This window comes from Caballeronia sp. A2-2, from assembly GCF_057612605.2.
Genome location: NZ_CM172587.1, coordinates 958,386 through 975,078 on the forward strand (window position 1 = coordinate 958,386; position 16,693 = coordinate 975,078).

At 62.2% G+C, this 16,693-nt stretch carries 15 protein-coding genes; 6 read left to right on the forward strand and 9 right to left on the reverse strand.

The window, feature by feature from the left end; translation table 11 throughout:
- Positions 1-108: 108 nt before the first annotated feature.
- From ACZCWR_RS04600 to ACZCWR_RS04615, 4 genes are read right to left on the reverse strand one after another with little or no spacing between them, the layout of a single operon-like run.
- Complete coding sequence (locus ACZCWR_RS04600; protein WP_487302542.1) at positions 109-813, reverse strand: PqiC family protein; 705 nt, start codon at positions 811-813, stop codon at positions 109-111.
- Positions 810-2,474, reverse strand: a complete 1,665-nt coding sequence (locus ACZCWR_RS04605; protein ID WP_487302543.1) for a PqiB family protein — start codon at positions 2,472-2,474, stop codon at positions 810-812. Before ACZCWR_RS04605 ends, ACZCWR_RS04600 begins: the two co-directional genes overlap by 4 nt.
- The gene (locus tag ACZCWR_RS04610; RefSeq protein ID WP_487302544.1) at positions 2,467-3,129 is read right to left on the reverse strand and encodes a paraquat-inducible protein A; all 663 of its coding nucleotides are present in this window, start codon (positions 3,127-3,129) and stop codon (positions 2,467-2,469) included. The genes ACZCWR_RS04605 and ACZCWR_RS04610 overlap by 8 nt, the downstream gene beginning before the upstream one ends.
- Positions 3,126-3,785 carry a paraquat-inducible protein A gene (locus tag ACZCWR_RS04615; protein ID WP_487302545.1) on the reverse strand — a complete coding sequence of 220 codons (660 nt, stop codon included), beginning with the start codon at positions 3,783-3,785 and terminating at the stop codon, positions 3,126-3,128. The genes ACZCWR_RS04610 and ACZCWR_RS04615 overlap by 4 nt, the downstream gene beginning before the upstream one ends.
- Positions 3,786-4,246: 461 nt before the next feature.
- On the opposite strand from ACZCWR_RS04615, the gene ACZCWR_RS04620 reads away from it, so the two are divergent.
- The 4 genes from ACZCWR_RS04620 to ACZCWR_RS04635 all read left to right on the forward strand — a co-directional run bounded on the left by ACZCWR_RS04620 (position 4,247) and on the right by ACZCWR_RS04635 (position 7,257).
- The gene (locus ACZCWR_RS04620) at positions 4,247-4,816 is read left to right on the forward strand and encodes a cytochrome b (protein WP_487303245.1); all 570 of its coding nucleotides are present in this window, start codon (positions 4,247-4,249) and stop codon (positions 4,814-4,816) included.
- Positions 4,817-4,960: 144 nt separating this feature from the next.
- The gene (locus tag ACZCWR_RS04625; RefSeq protein ID WP_487303246.1) at positions 4,961-5,518 is read left to right on the forward strand and encodes a YceI family protein; all 558 of its coding nucleotides are present in this window, start codon (positions 4,961-4,963) and stop codon (positions 5,516-5,518) included.
- Positions 5,519-5,571: 53 nt separating this feature from the next.
- Complete coding sequence (locus ACZCWR_RS04630) at positions 5,572-6,150, forward strand: YceI family protein (protein WP_487302546.1); 579 nt, start codon at positions 5,572-5,574, stop codon at positions 6,148-6,150.
- Between the two features lie 231 nt (positions 6,151-6,381).
- On the forward strand, positions 6,382-7,257 hold the full coding sequence (locus tag ACZCWR_RS04635) for a DUF5672 family protein (protein ID WP_487302547.1): 876 nt from the start codon (positions 6,382-6,384) through the stop codon (positions 7,255-7,257).
- Positions 7,258-7,342: 85 nt separating this feature from the next.
- Here ACZCWR_RS04635 and secF read toward each other — a convergent pair whose 3' ends face one another.
- The 5 genes from secF to queA form a co-directional block, all read right to left on the reverse strand.
- Positions 7,343-8,293, reverse strand: a complete 951-nt coding sequence (gene secF, locus ACZCWR_RS04640) for a protein translocase subunit SecF (RefSeq protein WP_487302548.1) — start codon at positions 8,291-8,293, stop codon at positions 7,343-7,345.
- Positions 8,294-8,320: 27 nt separating this feature from the next.
- Positions 8,321-10,381 (reverse strand): protein translocase subunit SecD, encoded by a 2,061-nt coding sequence (gene secD, locus ACZCWR_RS04645; protein WP_487302549.1) that lies wholly within the window; start codon positions 10,379-10,381, stop codon positions 8,321-8,323.
- Positions 10,382-10,508: 127 nt separating this feature from the next.
- Positions 10,509-10,835, reverse strand: coding sequence for a preprotein translocase subunit YajC (yajC, locus tag ACZCWR_RS04650; protein WP_487302550.1), 327 nt, complete (start codon positions 10,833-10,835; stop codon positions 10,509-10,511).
- Between the two features lie 205 nt (positions 10,836-11,040).
- A complete protein-coding gene (gene tgt / locus ACZCWR_RS04655) occupies positions 11,041-12,201 on the reverse strand; it encodes a tRNA guanosine(34) transglycosylase Tgt (protein ID WP_487302551.1) in 1,161 nt (386 codons plus the stop codon).
- Between the two features lie 53 nt (positions 12,202-12,254).
- Positions 12,255-13,301 (reverse strand): tRNA preQ1(34) S-adenosylmethionine ribosyltransferase-isomerase QueA, encoded by a 1,047-nt coding sequence (gene queA / locus ACZCWR_RS04660; RefSeq protein WP_487302552.1) that lies wholly within the window; start codon positions 13,299-13,301, stop codon positions 12,255-12,257.
- 96 nt (positions 13,302-13,397) lie between these two features.
- Here queA and recG point away from each other — a divergent pair, with 96 nt between their 5' ends.
- Positions 13,398-15,599: an ATP-dependent DNA helicase RecG gene (gene recG / locus ACZCWR_RS04665; RefSeq protein ID WP_487302553.1), complete on the forward strand. Its 2,202-nt coding sequence runs from the start codon at positions 13,398-13,400 to the stop codon at positions 15,597-15,599.
- Positions 15,600-15,725: 126 nt separating this feature from the next.
- On the forward strand, positions 15,726-16,685 hold the full coding sequence (locus ACZCWR_RS04670) for a LysR substrate-binding domain-containing protein (protein WP_487302554.1): 960 nt from the start codon (positions 15,726-15,728) through the stop codon (positions 16,683-16,685).
- The last annotated feature ends 8 nt before the right edge of the window (positions 16,686-16,693 follow it).

Sequence of the window (16,693 nt, forward strand, 5' to 3'; positions counted from 1 at the left end):
GGTGGCGAACGGCGTGCGCGCCGCTTCGCCGTGTCCGGAAAAAAGGGCGCGCGAGCCGGGGGCGGAAGTATCGCTATCGGGCGCGATCCGCGCAAGAGGCGAACGCAGTTATTGCGCGCTGGCGTTGGTGATCGCGCCGGACGAGGGGCACGCGACGGTCGGCGCGGGACGCGGGGCGGCCGCACTCTTGCCCTTCGCCGATGACGATGGCGCGACCGGCGCCGGCATCGCGCGCAGACTGCGCACGCCGGCGGCAATCGCGGTGGCGACTTCATCCACCGCCTTGCGATGCCCGTCGACCAGCGCATCGTAACCATCGCCGACGCGCTCCGTGGCGACCGTGCGGCACGTCATCACCGTGTCGGAACCTGCCGCGCGCACGCTCCACACGGCATCGATCACGGCCTGCGCGCCGGGCCACGACTCGAAGCGCTGCACATTCACCTTCACGCGATACGTCGATGCCGTCTCGGGCCGCGACGTGCCGTACACATCGATGGAACCGAGTCGCTGCGTGAGATCGGCGGACAGCGCGCGGCGCACTTCGTCCGCAGGCAGCGAGGCCCAGCGATCCTCCTCCAGCACCTTCACCTGCGCCGGGCTGGTCTGCACGACAAGTTGGTTCTTCGCGACCTGCTGCGGCATGTCCACGGGCGCAAGTTCGAAGTAGAACGGCACGGTCGCCGCCGTGGCCGTCTGCGTGTTCGCGCCCGAAGGCCCGGCCAGCGTGTAGAACCGGCTGGTCGGCGAGGACGAGCACGCAGCCAGCGCGCAAGCGGCGCTCAGGATCGTCAACGACGCGCCGAACCTCATGGTTTTTCTCCTTGTTTGCCGCGCAGCAGCGATTCCGGATGGCGTTCCAGATAATCCGCCAGCGCATTGAGCGATTGAAGCGTGCGCGTGAGTTCCTGCATGGCCTGCCGCGTATCGGATTGCAGCGGCGAATCCGATTGCAACGTGGATTGCGCTTCGCTGAAGGTCTTGCGCGCCTCCGAAAGCGTGCCGTGCAGTTCCGGTATCACTTCCTTGTCCAGCTTGTCGAACAGCCCGTTGGCGTTCTTCAGCGACCCGTTCAGATTCGCGCCGATCTCGTCGAACGGAATCTTGTCGAGCTTGCGCGCGATGTCCGCGATCTGCAATTGCAGTTCGTCGAGCGTGTTCGGCACGGTCGGCAGTTCGATCGGGTCCTGGCCTGCGTTCACCTTCGCGGCAGGCGCCTTCGGGAAGAAGTCGAGCGCCACATACAACTGGCTCGTCAGCAGGTTGCCGGTGCGCAACTGGCCGCGCAGACCGCGCTTGACCAGCATCTGCAACATGTCCTGACTGGCGGGCGAGCCTTCCGCGGGCATCGCCTGCTTGGCGCGACGGCCGAGACGGTCCGGATACAGATCGATGGTGACCGGCATCATGAACGAATGCGACTCCGGATCGTAATGCACGCCGATGCCCGTCACCTGCCCGAGCACGATGCCCCGGAAGTCCACCGGCGCGCCGACCGACAGCCCGCGCAACGACTGGTTGAAGTTCATCACGATATGCACCGGATCGCCGTCGGGATCGCGCATGGCGTCCGCCTGATCGGAGCCGAGCTTGAACGTGGCGTTGTCCTTCGCCTGCGGTCCGGCCTGCTGATTCGGCGGCGTCTGGAACGCGATGCCACCGAGCATGACCGTCGCCAGCGACTGCGTGTTGAGCGTGAAGCCGCTCGAATCCAGCCGCAGATCGACGCCGCTCGCATGCCACCAGCGCGAGTTGCTGCCGACATACTGATCGTAAGGCGCGTTGACGAACACCTGCATGGTCACGCCGGTGCCGTCCTTGTCGAGCGAAAACGCCGTGACCTGTCCCACTTGCACGCGCCGGTAATACACCGGCGAGCCGATATCCAGCGACCCGAGCGATTCACCGTGCAGCGTGAAGGTATGGCCTTTCTGATCGCCGGTGACGGCGGGCGGCGTTTCCAGCCCGACGAAGTACGACTGATCTTCCGTCGAACGCCCCGCATCCACGCCGATATACGCGCCCGACAGCAACGTGGACAAACCCGTCACGCCGCTTGCCGCCACGCGCGGACGCACCACCCAGAAGCGCGTGTCCTTCACAGCGAAATCGGTGGCTTCCTTGGTGAGTTGCACATCCACGAGCACGCGCGAATGATCCTTCGACAAGGTGATGTTCTTCACCGTGCCGATGTCCACGTCCTTGAACTTGACCTTGGTCTTGCCCGGTTCCAGCCCTTCGGCGGAAACGAAGCTGATGGTGACCGTCGGCCCGCGGCTCGACACGGTCTTGACGACGAGAAACACGCCGATCAGCGCCGCGACCAGCGGAATGAGCCACACGAGCGAGGGCAGCCAGCGGCTGCGCGGCTCGATCACCGGCTCCGGCAGATTCGGCGGCAGACCGCCGCCGCCTGCGTTCGGCGTCGGCGGATCGCTTCGGTCGGGCCCATTCGGACCTTGGGCACTAGTCATGTTCTTGTCCTGATCCTGATGGTTCGGGTTCTGAGTTGTCCCACATGAGACGCGGGTCGAATTGCATGGAGGCGAGCATGGTCAGCACCACGACCGACGCGAACGCCAGCGCCGCCGGTCCCGCCGTGATGACCGCGAGCGACTTGAAGCGCACCAGCGCCACCGTGAGCGTTACCACGAAAATATCCAGCATCGACCATCGCCCGATGCCTTCGACGATGCGAAACAGTGTCGTGCGCTGACGCAGCGAAGCCGTCGAACGCCGCTGCACGCTGATCACGAGAAACGCCAGCGAAAACAGCTTGAGCAGCGGCACGAGAATGCTCGCCACGAAGATGACGATGGCGATCGGATAGTCGCCGTCGCTCCAGAACAGCGCCACGCCGCTCATGATCGTGTCGTCCTCCGAACCCAGGATGGACGAGGTATGCAGCATCGGAAACAGGTTGGCCGGAATATAGAGGATCGCCGCGCTGATGAGCAGCGCCCATGTTCGCGCGATGCTGTCCGGATGACGCCGGTGGACCACGGCGTCGCATCGCGTGCAGCGTTGCTTTTCGATGGTGCGCGCAAGCGGCTGCACGAGCCCGCACGCGTGGCACGAGACGAGATGCGCGTCCGAGGCGGTGGTGATGGGAGTCGCCTGATCGCTCACGTTTTTCCGCCCGAGACAGCCGGTTGAAGCGGCATGCGCTGCCCGGAAATACGCGATGCCACGTCCCACAACGCGCGCGGATCGAAGCTCACCACCACGGCGACCATCAACGTGAGACCGCCGAACGCGAACAGCGCGGCTTCAGGAATCACGCGCGCGAGGCTGATCATCTTCACGAGCGTGACGAGAATGCCGAGCATGAAGACTTCGATCATGCCCCACGGCCGCACGAACTGAATGGTGCGCAGAACGATATTGAAGCCGGGCGGAATATGACCCGCGCGCAACGGCAGCAGCACGTAGAGCAGCGCGAGCAGTTCGGCCAGCGGAAAAAGGATGGTGCTGCAAAATACCAACGAGGCGACGATCTCCATCTGCTCGCTCCACAACGCGACGATCGCGCCGATCAGCGTGGTCTGCGAGGTCATGCCGTTCGCATCCAGCTCGACGATGGGAAAGCCCTGCGCGATCACGAACGTGATGAGCGCCGCGAGCGTCATGGCGCTGATGCGGTCCAGGTTCGATGCGGCCGTGCGATAGAGCAGCGCGCCGCAGCGCGGACAGCTTGCCTTGCTGCGCCGGGGAAGCGCACGCTTCGCGAACAGCGCGTCGCACTCATGACACGCGATCAGTTCTTCCGAGTCGTTCACGTTCATTGTCGGATGCCGGTCCTTCTCATGCCTTCGATGCATTGGAATCTGGCGTCGCGAGGATCGAATTGGAGTCACCTCGGAGCAAGGAGCGAGCCAGCGCGAATGGTAGCAGTCTGGCATCGCATGGTATCAAATGCAGTATCGCTTACGAATCCATGACGACGTTCGTTGCACGCTTTATGACGCGAGACCGCAGCGGAATAAAGCATCGTGGCCGCGCGTTGTCAGTCGTGGCCGCATGCCGCTATTCGATGCACACGACGCTATCGACCGTTGCAGCGGCAGAATAGTTCGTTGCAGCGATGAGGCAAGCGGCTGCCAAAAGGCCGCAAAGCCGCGCCGTGACTGGCTCTGCAGGCAGCGATGCCGATATTGAGCCGTACTGGCAATCGACGGATGTTGTTGTAGCATGGCGTCCGTCGAACCCCACGAACCACGAACCCACGAACATTCGGATGAGCACTATGGAAAGCAGCGCACGCATCGAGTCCGCGCAGCCGGTCGAACGGTACAGCGCCACGGCCATCGGCCTGCACTGGCTGATCGCACTTCTGATGATCTGCGGCTTCTGGCTCGGCTGGATCATGACGGACATCCCCGGCTTCACGCCGACCAAGCTCAAGTATTTCTCGTGGCACAAGTGGATCGGCGTGACCGTGTTCGCGCTGGCCGTGCTGCGCTTGCTGTGGCGCGTGACGCATCCCGCGCCGCCCATGCCCGACGGCATGCCGCGCTGGCAGCAGGGCGCGGCGCATCTCACGCATTTCCTGCTTTATGTGCTGATGCTCGTGATCCCCATCTCCGGCTACTTCTACAGTTCGGCGTCGGGCATTCAGGTGGTGTATCTCGGCGTGGTGCCGTTGCCGACCATCATCGGGCCGGACAAGGCGCTCAAGGCGACGCTGCGGCTCGTGCATATCGCGTTGAATTACACGCTGTTGGCGTTCGTTGTCATGCATGTGCTGGCGGCGCTCAAGCATCATTTTCTCGACAAGGATGGGTTGCTCGGCCGCATGCTGCCGTTCCTGCGATGAACCGGCGAACCGTTTAGATTGTTTCCTGCGCGTTGGCAGCCCGTTTCCCCTCCGCTGATTGTTCCTGCGCGCTTTTGATTTCCAATACCGGTTTGCCTCGCGGCATCGCGTCACACTGTTTAGGCACTCTCAAGAAAGGCAATGATGAAAACCAAACTGAATCGCTGGATGCTGACCGCCGTGGCCGCCATGTCGCTGGCCGCTGCCGCGCAGGCGCAGGTGGACATGAGCAAGAGCTCGGTCGTCGCCACCTCGAAACAGATGAACGTGCCCACGGACGGCAAGTTCAACAAGTTCACCGCGCAGATCGCGTTCGATCCGGCCAAGCCGGCGGCGGGCAGCGCGAACATCACCATCGACACGGGCAGCTACGATCTCGGCGATGACGACTACAACAAACAAGTGCGCGGCGCCGAATGGTTCGATGCCGCCAAGTTCCCGACCGCGACCTTCGTCTCCAGCGCGATTGCGCCAGCGGGCGGGAACAAGTACAACGTGACCGGCAAGATCACCATCAAGGGCAAGTCGCAGACGGTCACGGTGCCGGTCACCATCGCGCAGCAGGGCGGCACGGAAACCTTCGACGGTGCATTGCCCATCAAACGTTCACAGTTCGATGTCGGCACGGGCGAATGGAAGGACACGTCCGTCGTCGCGGATGAAGTGGTCATCAAGTTTCATATTGTCGCCGCTAAAAAGTAAGCGGCGTTTCATGCAGATTCAACGTTACGTTGTTATTTAGTCAGGAGAAGAAATTGAAGAAGCTATCGATCATCGCTGCGGGCGCGCTCGCATTGGGCATGTCGTTCAGCGCGCTTGCCGCCGACACGTACAAGCTCGACCCCAACCACACGTATCCGAGCTTCGAGGCCGATCACTTCGGCGGCGTCTCGACATGGCGCGGCAAGTTCAACAAAAGCAGCGGCACGGTCGTGCTGGATCGCGCGGGCAAGACCGGCACGGTGGACGTGAGCATCGATATTTCGTCGATCGACACGGGTAACGACAAGCTGAACGAGCATCTGCAAAAAGCCGAATTCTTCGATGCCACGAAGTACCCGACCGCGGAATACAAGGGCACGGCGATCAAGTTCGACGGCGACACGCCCACTTCGGTGACCGGCACGCTGACGATGCACGGCGTCACCAAGCCGCTGAATCTGACCATCGAGCATTTCAAGTGCTTCATGAACCCGATGATGAAGAAGGAAGTGTGCGGTGTCGAAGCCACGGCTACTTTCGATCGCGGCGACTTCGGAATGGATTACGGCAAGTCGTATGGCTTTAGCCTGAAGACGGTGCTGCATATTCAGGCGGAAGGCGTGAAGCAGTAACGTCTGCGCTTTTAGTCTGGAAAGCCGTCTCGCGTTCGATGCGCGAGACGGTTTTTTTTGCTTCGCATCGACTGCTTGGTCATCGCCGGGTGGCTTTGCAAAATATGACCGGCCAAAAGTGTCTCCTTTTCGTTGGATTGCTATGCTTCCCGGTTTTTTAAACTTCGCATCGTCATTCTCACAATCGAGGGAAAGAGAATGCAGACGAAGCATTAGAACGCAGGGAGCGTCATGTCTGTTGGAACTCGTATCGATCTGAAAAACGTTACCGTGTGCGCGGCGGATTGCATCAACCCGCAGCTTGCGTCACGCGCAATCGATATCTCGGCCCGTCACTGCGATTTCGGTGATGCCATTCTTTTCACGCATGAAGATATTCCTTCGCCGGCGCGGATCGTTCGCACGCCGCATCTTGCATCGCGTGAGGAGTACAACGACTACGTCCTCAAGGAAATCATCCACCATATCCATACGCCATGGGTGCTGTTGATTCAGTGGGACGGGTATGTGCTTCACCCGGAAATGTGGAGTGACGATTTTTTCCAGTATGACTACATCGGGGCGCGCTGGCCGTGGCGTAACGACGGTATGTCCGTCGGCAATGGCGGGTTTTCGCTGCGCTCGGCAAAGCTCATGCGCCTGCTCGCCAGCGATGCGTTTCCGCTCGTGGACGGCATCCACGAAGACAAGCTGATTGGACGGCATTATCGGCGCGACCTCGAAGGCAACCACGGCATTCGCTTTGCGCCCGAAGCGGTCGCCGACCGTTTCTCCTTTGAGAATCACGTCGCGTCCGGCAAGACCTTCGGCTTTCATTCACCGCAAAACTTCAATCGCTTCATGAGCGATGACGAACTTCGCATCGTGGCGAATCTTGCGCATCCGAGCACGCTGACCGCGGGCGCCATGATCTGCCTGCTGGCCAATTACCTACTCGAAGTTCGTTTTTCGCCGGTGAAGATTCTCTATCCGCGAATGCGTGCGTTGATGGACCAGACGAAAATGCACGAGACGATCGTCAGTCTGGGCTTGCACGCCGATCTGGCGACCTACTTACTGCGCCTGTGCGATGCGTTAACGAGCGAGACGCGAACTGTCGAAGCGTAGACGGCGGCGTCTTCTTCGGGATGTCAAACAAAAACGGCCGGTCTATGAAAGACCGGCCGTTTATTTTTTGCCCGAGTAAAAGCGCTTAAACCTGCGCGCCCGCGTTCGGATCGTTCGGATCGAACTTGTCCTTCTTGTCCTTCACCAGATCCTCACGCTTGACGCCGAACCACATGGCAAGCGCCGCGGCCACGAACACCGACGAGTAGATACCGAAAAGAATACCCACCGTCAGCGCCAGCGCGAAGTAATGCAGCGTGGGACCGCCGAAGAAGAACATCGACAGCACCATCATTTCCGTACAGCCGTGGGTGATGATGGTCCGCGACATCGTGCTCGTGATCGCGTGGTCGATCACTTCCATCACCGTCATCTTGCGTTGCTTGCGGAAGGTCTCGCGAATCCGGTCGAAGATAACCACGGACTCGTTCACCGAATAGCCGAGCACCGCGAGAATCGCCGCCAGCACGGACAGCGAGAACTCCCACTGGAAGAACGCGAAGAAGCCGAGAATGATGACCACGTCGTGCAAGTTGGCGATGATGCCCGCCACCGCGTACTTCCACTCGAAGCGGAACGACAGATAAATCACGATGCCAATGACCACGCACGCCAGTGCGGCCAAGCCGTTCGTCACCAGTTCTTTGCCGACTTGCGGCCCCACGAACTCCACGCGTTGCAGGCTCACTTGCGGGTTATCGGCCTTGAGCGCGCCCATCACCTGATCGCTCTGCTGCGCGGACGTCAAACCCTGCTTGAGCGGCAGGCGAATGAGCACATCGCGCGAGGTGCCGAAGTTCTGCACTTGCGCGTCGCCGTAGCCGAGCTTCGTCATGGTCGCGCGAATCGGCTCCGGCGAAATGGCCTGCGGATACTGCACCTCGACGACCGTGCCGCCGGTGAACTCCACCGACAGATGCAGGCCCTTGTGCACGAGGAAAAACACGGCCGCGAGAAACGTCAGGAACGAAATCACGTTGAAGATCAACGCGCGTTCCATGAACGGTATATCGCGGCGGATACGGAAGAATTCCATTTTCTTTGCTCTCCGGACTCGGTGGACTCAGTGCGACTGGCCCGGTTTCTGTTGATCGATGCCAGGACCCGAGCGGCGTCGCACGGTCGGCTTGCCGGTGGCGGCAGGCGCTTGTGCTTGCGCGCGCGGCGCGGCGACAGCCTTCTTCTTGCCCTTGGCAGTCTTGACGATTTCATCGACCGGCGAATCGTCGCCACGCTGGGCGGCGAGATACGCGGCCACGGCGGCATCCGTTTCACCGCCTTGCGGACGCCACACCTGACCGATCAGCAGCGACTTCACCTTGCGGCCGCCGTACCAGAGATTGACCAGACCGCGCGAGAAGAACACCGCCGAGAACATCGACGTGAGAATGCCGATACAGTGCACAACCGCGAAGCCGCGCACCGGGCCCGAGCCGAACGCCAGCAGCGCCAGCCCGGCAATCAGCGTGGTCACGTTCGAATCGAGAATGGTTGCCCACGCGTGCGCGAAACCTTCCTGAATCGCGGTCTGCGGCGGCGCGCCGTTGCGCAGTTCCTCGCGGATACGCTCGTTGATCAGCACGTTCGCATCGATCGCCATACCGAGCGCAAGCGCGATAGCCGCGATGCCCGGCAGCGTCAACGTGGCCTGCAACATCGACAGCACCGCGACGAGCAACAGCAGGTTCACCGACAGCGACAACATGGAGAACAAACCGAACAGCAGGTAATACGCGACCATGAACACGGCGATGGCCGCGAAACCGTACTGCACGGAATCGAAGCCCTTCTTGATGTTGTCCGCGCCCAGGCTCGGCCCGACCGTGCGTTCCTCGATGATGTCCATCGGCGCGGCAAGCGAACCGGCGCGCAGCAGCAGCGCGAGATCGGTCGCGGCCTGCGCGCTCGGCTGGCCGGTGATCTGGAAGCGATCGCCCAGTTCCGACTGGATGTTCGCCACCGTCAGCACTTCGCCCTTGCCCTTTTCGAACAGCACCATCGCCATCGGCTTGCCGATGTTGTCGCGCGAGACGCTGGCAATCGCGCGTCCGCCCGCCGAATCCAGACGGATATTCACCGACGGACGCTGATGGTCGTCGAAGCCAGTCGATGCATCCACGATGCGATCGCCCGTGAAGATGATCTGCTTGCGCAGCAACACGGTGCGGTCGCCCTGCTTGAACGCTTCGTCGCCGGGCGGCACGGGATCGTTCGCGCCGATGTAGGTGTTGATCGGATCGGCCAGACGCGCTTCGAGCGTCGCCGTGCGGCCGATGATGTCCTTCGCCTTCGCCGTGTCCTGCACGCCCGGCAGTTCGACCACGATCCGGTCGGAGCCTTGCTGCTGGATCACCGGTTCCGCCACGCCGAGTTCATTGACGCGGTTATGCAGCGTGGTGATGTTCTGCTTGAGCGCGCCGTCCTCGACCACTTTCTGCGCCGCCGACGTGAAGCTGCCGACCACCTGATAGCCGTCGCCGCCCTGGCGCGTGGCCCATTGCAGTTCGGATACGCCCGTGGTCAGCAGCGTGCGCGCGCTGTCCGCCGCCGCCTGATCCGAGAAATTCACCACCACGGATTGCCCGACGCGGTTCACGCCGCCATCGCGGATATTGCGGTCGCGCAGATAGGTGCGCGCGTCGGCGGCATCGGAATCGAGCTTCTTGTTGAGCGCGCCGGCCATGTCCACCTGCAGCAGGAAGTGCACGCCGCCGCGCAAGTCCAGACCGAGATACATGGGCAACGCGTGCATGGCCGTGAGCCAGCCGGGCGATGCACTCTGCAGATTCAGCGCGACGATGTACTGCGGATCGCTCGGGTCGCTGTTCAACGATTTCGTCAGCAGGTCCTTCACGCGCAATTGCGTGTCGGTGTCCTTCAGACGCACGCGGATATTCGCGCTGGTCGCCGAATTGTCGAAGGTGATTTCGTCCGGCTTGATGTTGCTGGCCTGAAGCGCAGTCTCGACACTGGCGAGCGTCGACTGATCGAGCTTGACCGTGGCCTTGCCGCTGGAAACCTGCACCGCGGGCGCTTCGCCGAAGAAGTTGGGCAGCGTGTACACGAGGCCGATGACGAGCGCCACCAGCATCACGACATACTTCCAGAGGGGATAACGATTCATGGGGATGGCCGAACGGATAGTTGGCTTCGGGGGAGCGCGTCCGGCGTAATGCGCGAGGAGCCGGTTTCGGTGCTTTGAAGCGGACTCGGTGAGCGAGGCCGCGCCGGACGCGGGAGAACGTGTGGCCTTACAGCGACTTGATGGTGCCCTTGGGGAGAATGGTCGTCACGGCAGCCTTCTGCACCGTGATTTCCGTGCCTTCGGAAATTTCCACGCCGACATAAGCTTCGCTGACCTTCGTGACCTTGCCGACGATGCCGCCATTGGTGACGACTTCATCGCCCTTGGCCATGGCCGCGAGCATGTTGCGATGTTCCTTCTGACGCTTCATCTGCGGACGGATCATGATGAAGTACAGGACCGCGAACATCAGAATGAGCGGCAGGAAACTCATGAGGCTGGATTCCGCTCCACCCGCGGAGCCTTGTGCAAAGGCATTGGAAATAAACGACACGTTGGTCTCTCCGTATTGATGCGTTTGATACGTTCGAAAGCTAAACTCATTCGCTTCTCAGAGTTAGCCCGGCATTCTATCACTCGCACCTTGTCTCAAATGGGCGAATGCGCTTTGCCGTCAAGCCGTTACGCGCATTCGCCGACAAATTTCGCAAGCGATAGAAAGGCGATTGTAATGCTTGATCCGGCGATGCCGCGCGCGCTCAGTCCACGCCGCGCGCGCGATTTTCCGCGAAGGTCTTGCGAAACGCCTCGAACGCATGATTGTCGATCGAATCCCGCACTTCGCCAATGAGTTGAAGGTAGTAGTGCAGGTTGTGGATCGTGTTCAATTGCGCGCCCAGAATCTCCCCCACGCGATGCAGATGATGCAGATAGCCGCGCGTGAAGTTCTGGCACGTATAGCAGGCGCAGGTTTCGTCGAGCGGCTTGGTGGAATTCTTGTGGAACGCGTTCTTGATCTTCAGGTCGCCGAAGCGCGTGAACAGCCAGCCGTTGCGCGCGTTGCGCGTGGGCATCACGCAATCGAACATATCGACGCCCGCCGCCACGCCCGCCACGAGGTCTTCCGGCGTGCCCACGCCCATCAGGTAATGCGGCTTGTCGGCAGGCAGCTTCGGGCCGATGTGGTTCAGCACGCGCATCATGTCTTCCTTCGGCTCGCCGACCGACAGCCCGCCAATCGCCAGTCCATGGAAGCCGATATCCGACAAGCCCGCCAGCGATTCATCGCGCAAATCCTCGAACATGCCGCCCTGCACGATGCCGAACAGCGCGTTCGGATTGCCGAGCCGGTTGAATTCGTCGATGGAGCGCCTGGCCCAGCGCATCGACATGCGCATGGATTCGGCGGCGTCCTTGTGCGAGGTCGGTATGCCGTTCGTGGCGTAGGGCGTGCATTCGTCGAACTGCATGACGATGTCCGAGTTCAGCACCTTTTGAATCTGCATCGACACTTCGGGCGAGAGGAACAGCTTGTCGCCGTTGATCGGCGAGGCGAAGGTCACGCCTTCCTCGGTGATCTTGCGCAGATCGCCCAGCGAAAACACCTGAAAACCGCCCGAATCCGTGAGAATGGGCCGGTTCCAGCCCATGAACTGATGCAGCCCGCCGTGCGCACCGATGGTTTCCAGCCCCGGCCGCAGCCAGAGGTGGAACGTGTTGCCGAGGATGATCTGTGCGCGAATTTCTTCGAGTTCGCGCGGCTGGATGGCTTTCACCGTGCCGTAGGTGCCGACCGGCATGAAGATCGGCGTTTCGACCACGCCGTGATTGAGCGTGAGGCGGCCGCGACGTGCTTGGCCATCGGTGGTGAGCAGTTCGAACTTGAGGCCGTTGTCGGGCGGAGTGTGTTGAGTCGTCATTGAATATCCTGTGCTACCGGAGAACAGTCCGGCGCGGCAGTGAAGGTTAAAAATCAGCCTTGGCGCGTCAAAAGCATGGCGTCGCCGTAACTGAAGAAACGGTACTTCTGCTCGATTGCGTGCCGGTAAGCGTCGCGGATCGTGTCCATGCCCGCGAACGCGGAGACGAGCATCAGCAGCGTCGATTTCGGCAGATGGAAGTTCGTCACGAGCCGATCGACGACGCGGAATTCATAGCCCGGCGTGATGAAGATATCGGTTTCCGCCTGCGTCGCGGCGAGCGGACGGCCGGCTTGCGCGGCATCGCGGGCGGCGGCTTCGAGCGCGCGCATCGACGTGGTGCCGACCGCGATCACGCGATTCCCGCGCGCCTTCACCGTCGCGATGCGATCGGCCAGCGTCTGCGGCAAGTCGTACCACTCGCTATGCATCTTGTGCTCGGCGATGTTCTCCACGCGCACCGGCTGAAACGTGCCCGCGCCGACGTGCAGCGTGAGCGTCGCGCGTTCGATGCCGCGTGCATCGAGTTCGGCGAACAGCGCCTCATCGAAATGCAGGCCGGCGGTCGGTGCGGCCACCGCGCCGGGATTCGCGGCATAGACCGTTTGGTAGCGCGTTTCGTCGTAGGCATCGGCATCGTGCTCGATGTACGGCGGCAGCGGCAGACGGCCGAATTGCTCGATCAGCGTCAGGCACGCCTCGGGAAAATGCAGCGTGTAAAACGGCTCGACGCGCTCGCCCACGGTGACATCGAAGGCGTCCGCGAGACGAATGGTGCTGCCTTCCACCGGGCTCTTGCTGGCGCGAATCTGCGCGAGCGCGGAAGTCGCGCCGGTCAGCCGTTCGACCAGCACTTCCACGCGTCCGCCACTGGCCTTCTGGCCGAGGAACCGCGCCTTGAGGACTTTGGTATCGTTGAACACGAGCAGATCGCCTGCATCGAGCAGATTCGGCAGTTCGGAAAAGCGCCGGTCGATGAAGCTCGCGGGCGCGGCGGCGTTGTCCACGTCGAGCAGACGGCTCGCGCTGCGCTCGGCAAGCGCGCTCTGCGCGATCAGCTCGGGTGGCAGATTAAAATCGAAATCGGAAAGCGTGAACATGGCGTGATAGGTCGCTGAGTTTGCGCGTGCGTTGGCGTCGTATGAAGTGGAAAGCGCGCCGACGAAACCTCACATTGTACTTTGCGAACAGACTCGATGCCCTTGTCCGACCGCCGCCTGGCTTCCCCGACCGACGCGCCGCCTCACGCGGATGAAGGCGCGACAACGCCGGTCGAAACAGAAGACGCGACGCCGCGCAAGCCCGCGAAGAAAGACGCAGGCGGCGCGAAGCCGGTGCTCAAGACCGCCGACAAGCTCGCCCGGCTGGGCCTGAAATCCGACATCGATCTCGTGCTTCATCTGCCGATGCGCTACGAGGACGAAACCTCGCTCACGCCCGTCGCCGAACTCATTCCGGGCGACAACGCGCAGACCGAAGGCGTCGTGTTCGACAACGAGATCGCGTACCGGCCGCGCCGCCAACTGCTCGTCAGGATTCACGACGATTCCGGCGGCGAACTCACGCTGCGCTTCCTCAATTTCTACGGCTCGCAAGTCAAGCAGATGGCCATCGGCATGCGCCTGCGCGTGCGCGGCGATGTGCGTGGCGGCTTCTTCGGGCTGGAAATGGTGCATCCTGCCGTGCGCCCGGTCGATGAAGACACGCCGCTGCCGCAGGCGTTGACGCCGGTTTATCCCTCGACGGCGGGCATTTCGCAGGCTTATTTGCGCAAGGCGATCGACAATGCGCTGGGCCGCGTCGCGCTGCCGGAGTTGCTCCCGGAGCCGATCGCGCGTGCGCATCTCGCGCCGCTCAACGTGCCCGGCCTGCTCGATGCCGTCAAAACGCTGCATCATCCGCGCGCGGATTCGGACGAGACCGCGCTCATCGACGGCACGCATCCGGCGTGGACGCGCATCAAGTTCGAGGAATTGCTGGCGCAGCAGTTGTCGCTCAAGCGCGCGCACGAGGAACGCCGCACGCGCGCCGCGCCCGCCATGCCGCGACGCCTGCCGACCGATGACGATTCGCTCGTCGTGCGACTTTTGCGCGCGTTGCCGTTCGCGCTGACTGGCGCGCAGCAACGCGTGGTCGCGGAGATTTCGGGCGAACTGGCGCTCGCGCATCCCATGCAACGCCTGCTTCAGGGCGATGTCGGCAGCGGCAAGACCGTGGTCGCGGCGCTGGCGGCGGCGCAGGCCATCGACGCGGGTTATCAGGCCGCGCTCATGGCGCCGACCGAAATTCTCGCGGAACAGCACGCACGCAAGCTGCGCGGCTGGCTGGAACCGCTCGGCGTGACGGTCGCGTGGCTCGCGGGCAGCGTGAAGCCGAAGGAAAAGCGCGCGGCGCTGGAGGCGGCGGCGCTCGGCACGGCGAAGCTCATCATCGGGACGCACGCGATCATTCAGGACGCAGTGGAGTTCGCGCGCCTGGGGCTGGTGATCGTGGATGAACAACATCGCTTCGGCGTGGCGCAACGGCTGGCCTTGCGCGCCAAGGCGCTCAACGCGGCGGATGGCGCGAAAGACTTCCAGCCGCATCAATTGATGATGTCCGCGACGCCGATTCCCCGCACGCTCGCCATGACCTATTACGCCGATCTCGACGTGTCCACCATCGACGAACTCCCGCCCGGCCGCACGCCGATTCTCACCAAGGTCGTGTCCGATGGCCGCCGCGACGAGATCATCAGCCGCGTGCGCGAGGCGGCGCTGACGGGGCGGCAAGTGTATTGGGTCTGTCCGCTGATCGAGGAAAGTGAGACCTTGCAGTTGCAGACCGCCGTCGAGACGTATCAGACGCTTGCAGAGGCGCTGCCGGAACTGCGCGTCGGGCTGGTTCACGGACGCCTCGCGCCCGCCGAGAAAGCCGGTGTGATGGAAGCCTTCACGCGCAACGAAGTGCAATTGCTGGTGGCGACGACCGTGATCGAAGTCGGCGTGGACGTGCCGAACGCCTCGCTCATGGTGATCGAGCATGCCGAGCGCTTCGGGCTGGCGCAGTTGCATCAATTGCGCGGGCGCGTGGGGCGCGGAAGCGCAGCGTCCGTATGCGTGTTGATGTACGCGAATCCGCTGTCGCAAACCGCGCGCGCGCGTCTCAAAACCATGCGCGAAACCACCGATGGGTTCGAAATCGCCCGCCGCGATCTGGAAATTCGCGGTCCCGGCGAGTTTCTTGGCGCACGTCAGTCCGGCGAAGCGATGCTGCGTTTCGCAAGTCTTGAAAACGACGGCTGGCTGATCGACCCTGCGCGCGCTGCGGCGGAAGCCATGCTCAAATCGTTTCCGGATGCCGTCACGCTTCATCTCGCGCGCTGGCTGGGCGTGCGCGAGCAATATCTGAAGGCGTGAACTCGCGCGGGCATCGTCTGTCCCTAAACGAGCGCGCAAACTCTCGTTACTTTGACGAGTTGTCGAACCGCGCGGTACAGGTGTATAACTCAAACCTATCGAATCAATGCATTTCATTGGCCCCCAATGACTCTCACTGAACTGAAGTACATCGTCGCGGTTGCGCGCGAACGGCATTTCGGCCGCGCCGCCGAGGCGTGCTTCGTCAGCCAGCCGACGCTGTCGGTGGCCATCAAGAAGCTCGAAGACGAACTCAACGTGCAGATTTTCGAGCGCGGCACGAGCGAAGTCAGCGTGACGCCCATCGGCGAGCAGATCGTGACGCAGGCGCAGCGCGTGCTCGAACAGACGCTCGCCATCAAGGAAATCGCCAAACAGGGCAAGGACCCGCTGGTCGGGCCGCTGCGGCTGGGCGTCATCTACACGATCGGGCCGTATCTGCTGCCCACGCTCGTCAAGCAAATGATCAAGGCCGTCCCGCAGATGCCCTTGATGCTTCAGGAAAATTACACGCTCAAGCTGATCGAATTGCTCAAGCAGGGCGAAATCGATGTCGCGATCATGGCGCTGCCGTTCCCCGAAACGGGGTTGATGGTGCGTGCGCTGTATGACGAGCCGTTTGTGGTTGCGATGCCGTCGGGGCATCAATGGGAGAACCGCGAGAAGATCGACGCGGACGATTTGAAGCAGGAAACCATGCTGCTGCTCGGCAGCGGTCATTGCTTCCGCGATCACGTGCTCGGCGTGTGTCCGGAATTGATGCGGTTTTCGCAGAATGCTGATGGCATTCAAAAAACCTTCGAAGGGTCGTCGCTGGAGACCATTCGGCATATGGTCGCGAGCGGCGTGGGCATTACGGTGCTGCCGCGCATGTCGGTGCATGAAGTGAAGCCGCATGCGGCGGGCATCGATGCTGGTCTGCTCAGCTACGTTCCTTTCGATGAACCCGTGCCCGACCGGCGCGTGGTGCTGGCGTGGCGCAAGAGCTTCACGCGCATGCCCGCCATCGACGCCATCAGCGATGCGATTGCTGCGTGCGATTTGCCGGGGGTTGCGAAGCTGGATATGCCGGTCGCGGTGAACTGATACTGCGC

Coding starts and splice junctions, on each gene's coding strand:
- ACZCWR_RS04605 (WP_487302543.1), bottom strand. CDS start 2,474: ATGACTAGTGCCCAAGGTCCGAATGGGCCCGACCGAAGCGATCCGCCG.
- ACZCWR_RS04635 (WP_487302547.1), top strand. CDS start 6,382: ATGTCTGTTGGAACTCGTATCGATCTGAAAAACGTTACCGTGTGCGCG.
- tgt (WP_487302551.1), bottom strand. CDS start 12,201: ATGACGACTCAACACACTCCGCCCGACAACGGCCTCAAGTTCGAACTG.
- ACZCWR_RS04620 (WP_487303245.1), top strand. CDS start 4,247: ATGGAAAGCAGCGCACGCATCGAGTCCGCGCAGCCGGTCGAACGGTAC.
- ACZCWR_RS04615 (WP_487302545.1), bottom strand. CDS start 3,785: ATGAACGTGAACGACTCGGAAGAACTGATCGCGTGTCATGAGTGCGAC.
- ACZCWR_RS04670 (WP_487302554.1), top strand. CDS start 15,726: ATGACTCTCACTGAACTGAAGTACATCGTCGCGGTTGCGCGCGAACGG.
- secF (WP_487302548.1), bottom strand. CDS start 8,293: ATGGAATTCTTCCGTATCCGCCGCGATATACCGTTCATGGAACGCGCG.
- queA (WP_487302552.1), bottom strand. CDS start 13,301: ATGTTCACGCTTTCCGATTTCGATTTTAATCTGCCACCCGAGCTGATC.
- ACZCWR_RS04625 (WP_487303246.1), top strand. CDS start 4,961: ATGAAAACCAAACTGAATCGCTGGATGCTGACCGCCGTGGCCGCCATG.
- secD (WP_487302549.1), bottom strand. CDS start 10,381: ATGAATCGTTATCCCCTCTGGAAGTATGTCGTGATGCTGGTGGCGCTC.
- recG (WP_487302553.1), top strand. CDS start 13,398: ATGCCCTTGTCCGACCGCCGCCTGGCTTCCCCGACCGACGCGCCGCCT.
- ACZCWR_RS04600 (WP_487302542.1), bottom strand. CDS start 813: ATGAGGTTCGGCGCGTCGTTGACGATCCTGAGCGCCGCTTGCGCGCTG.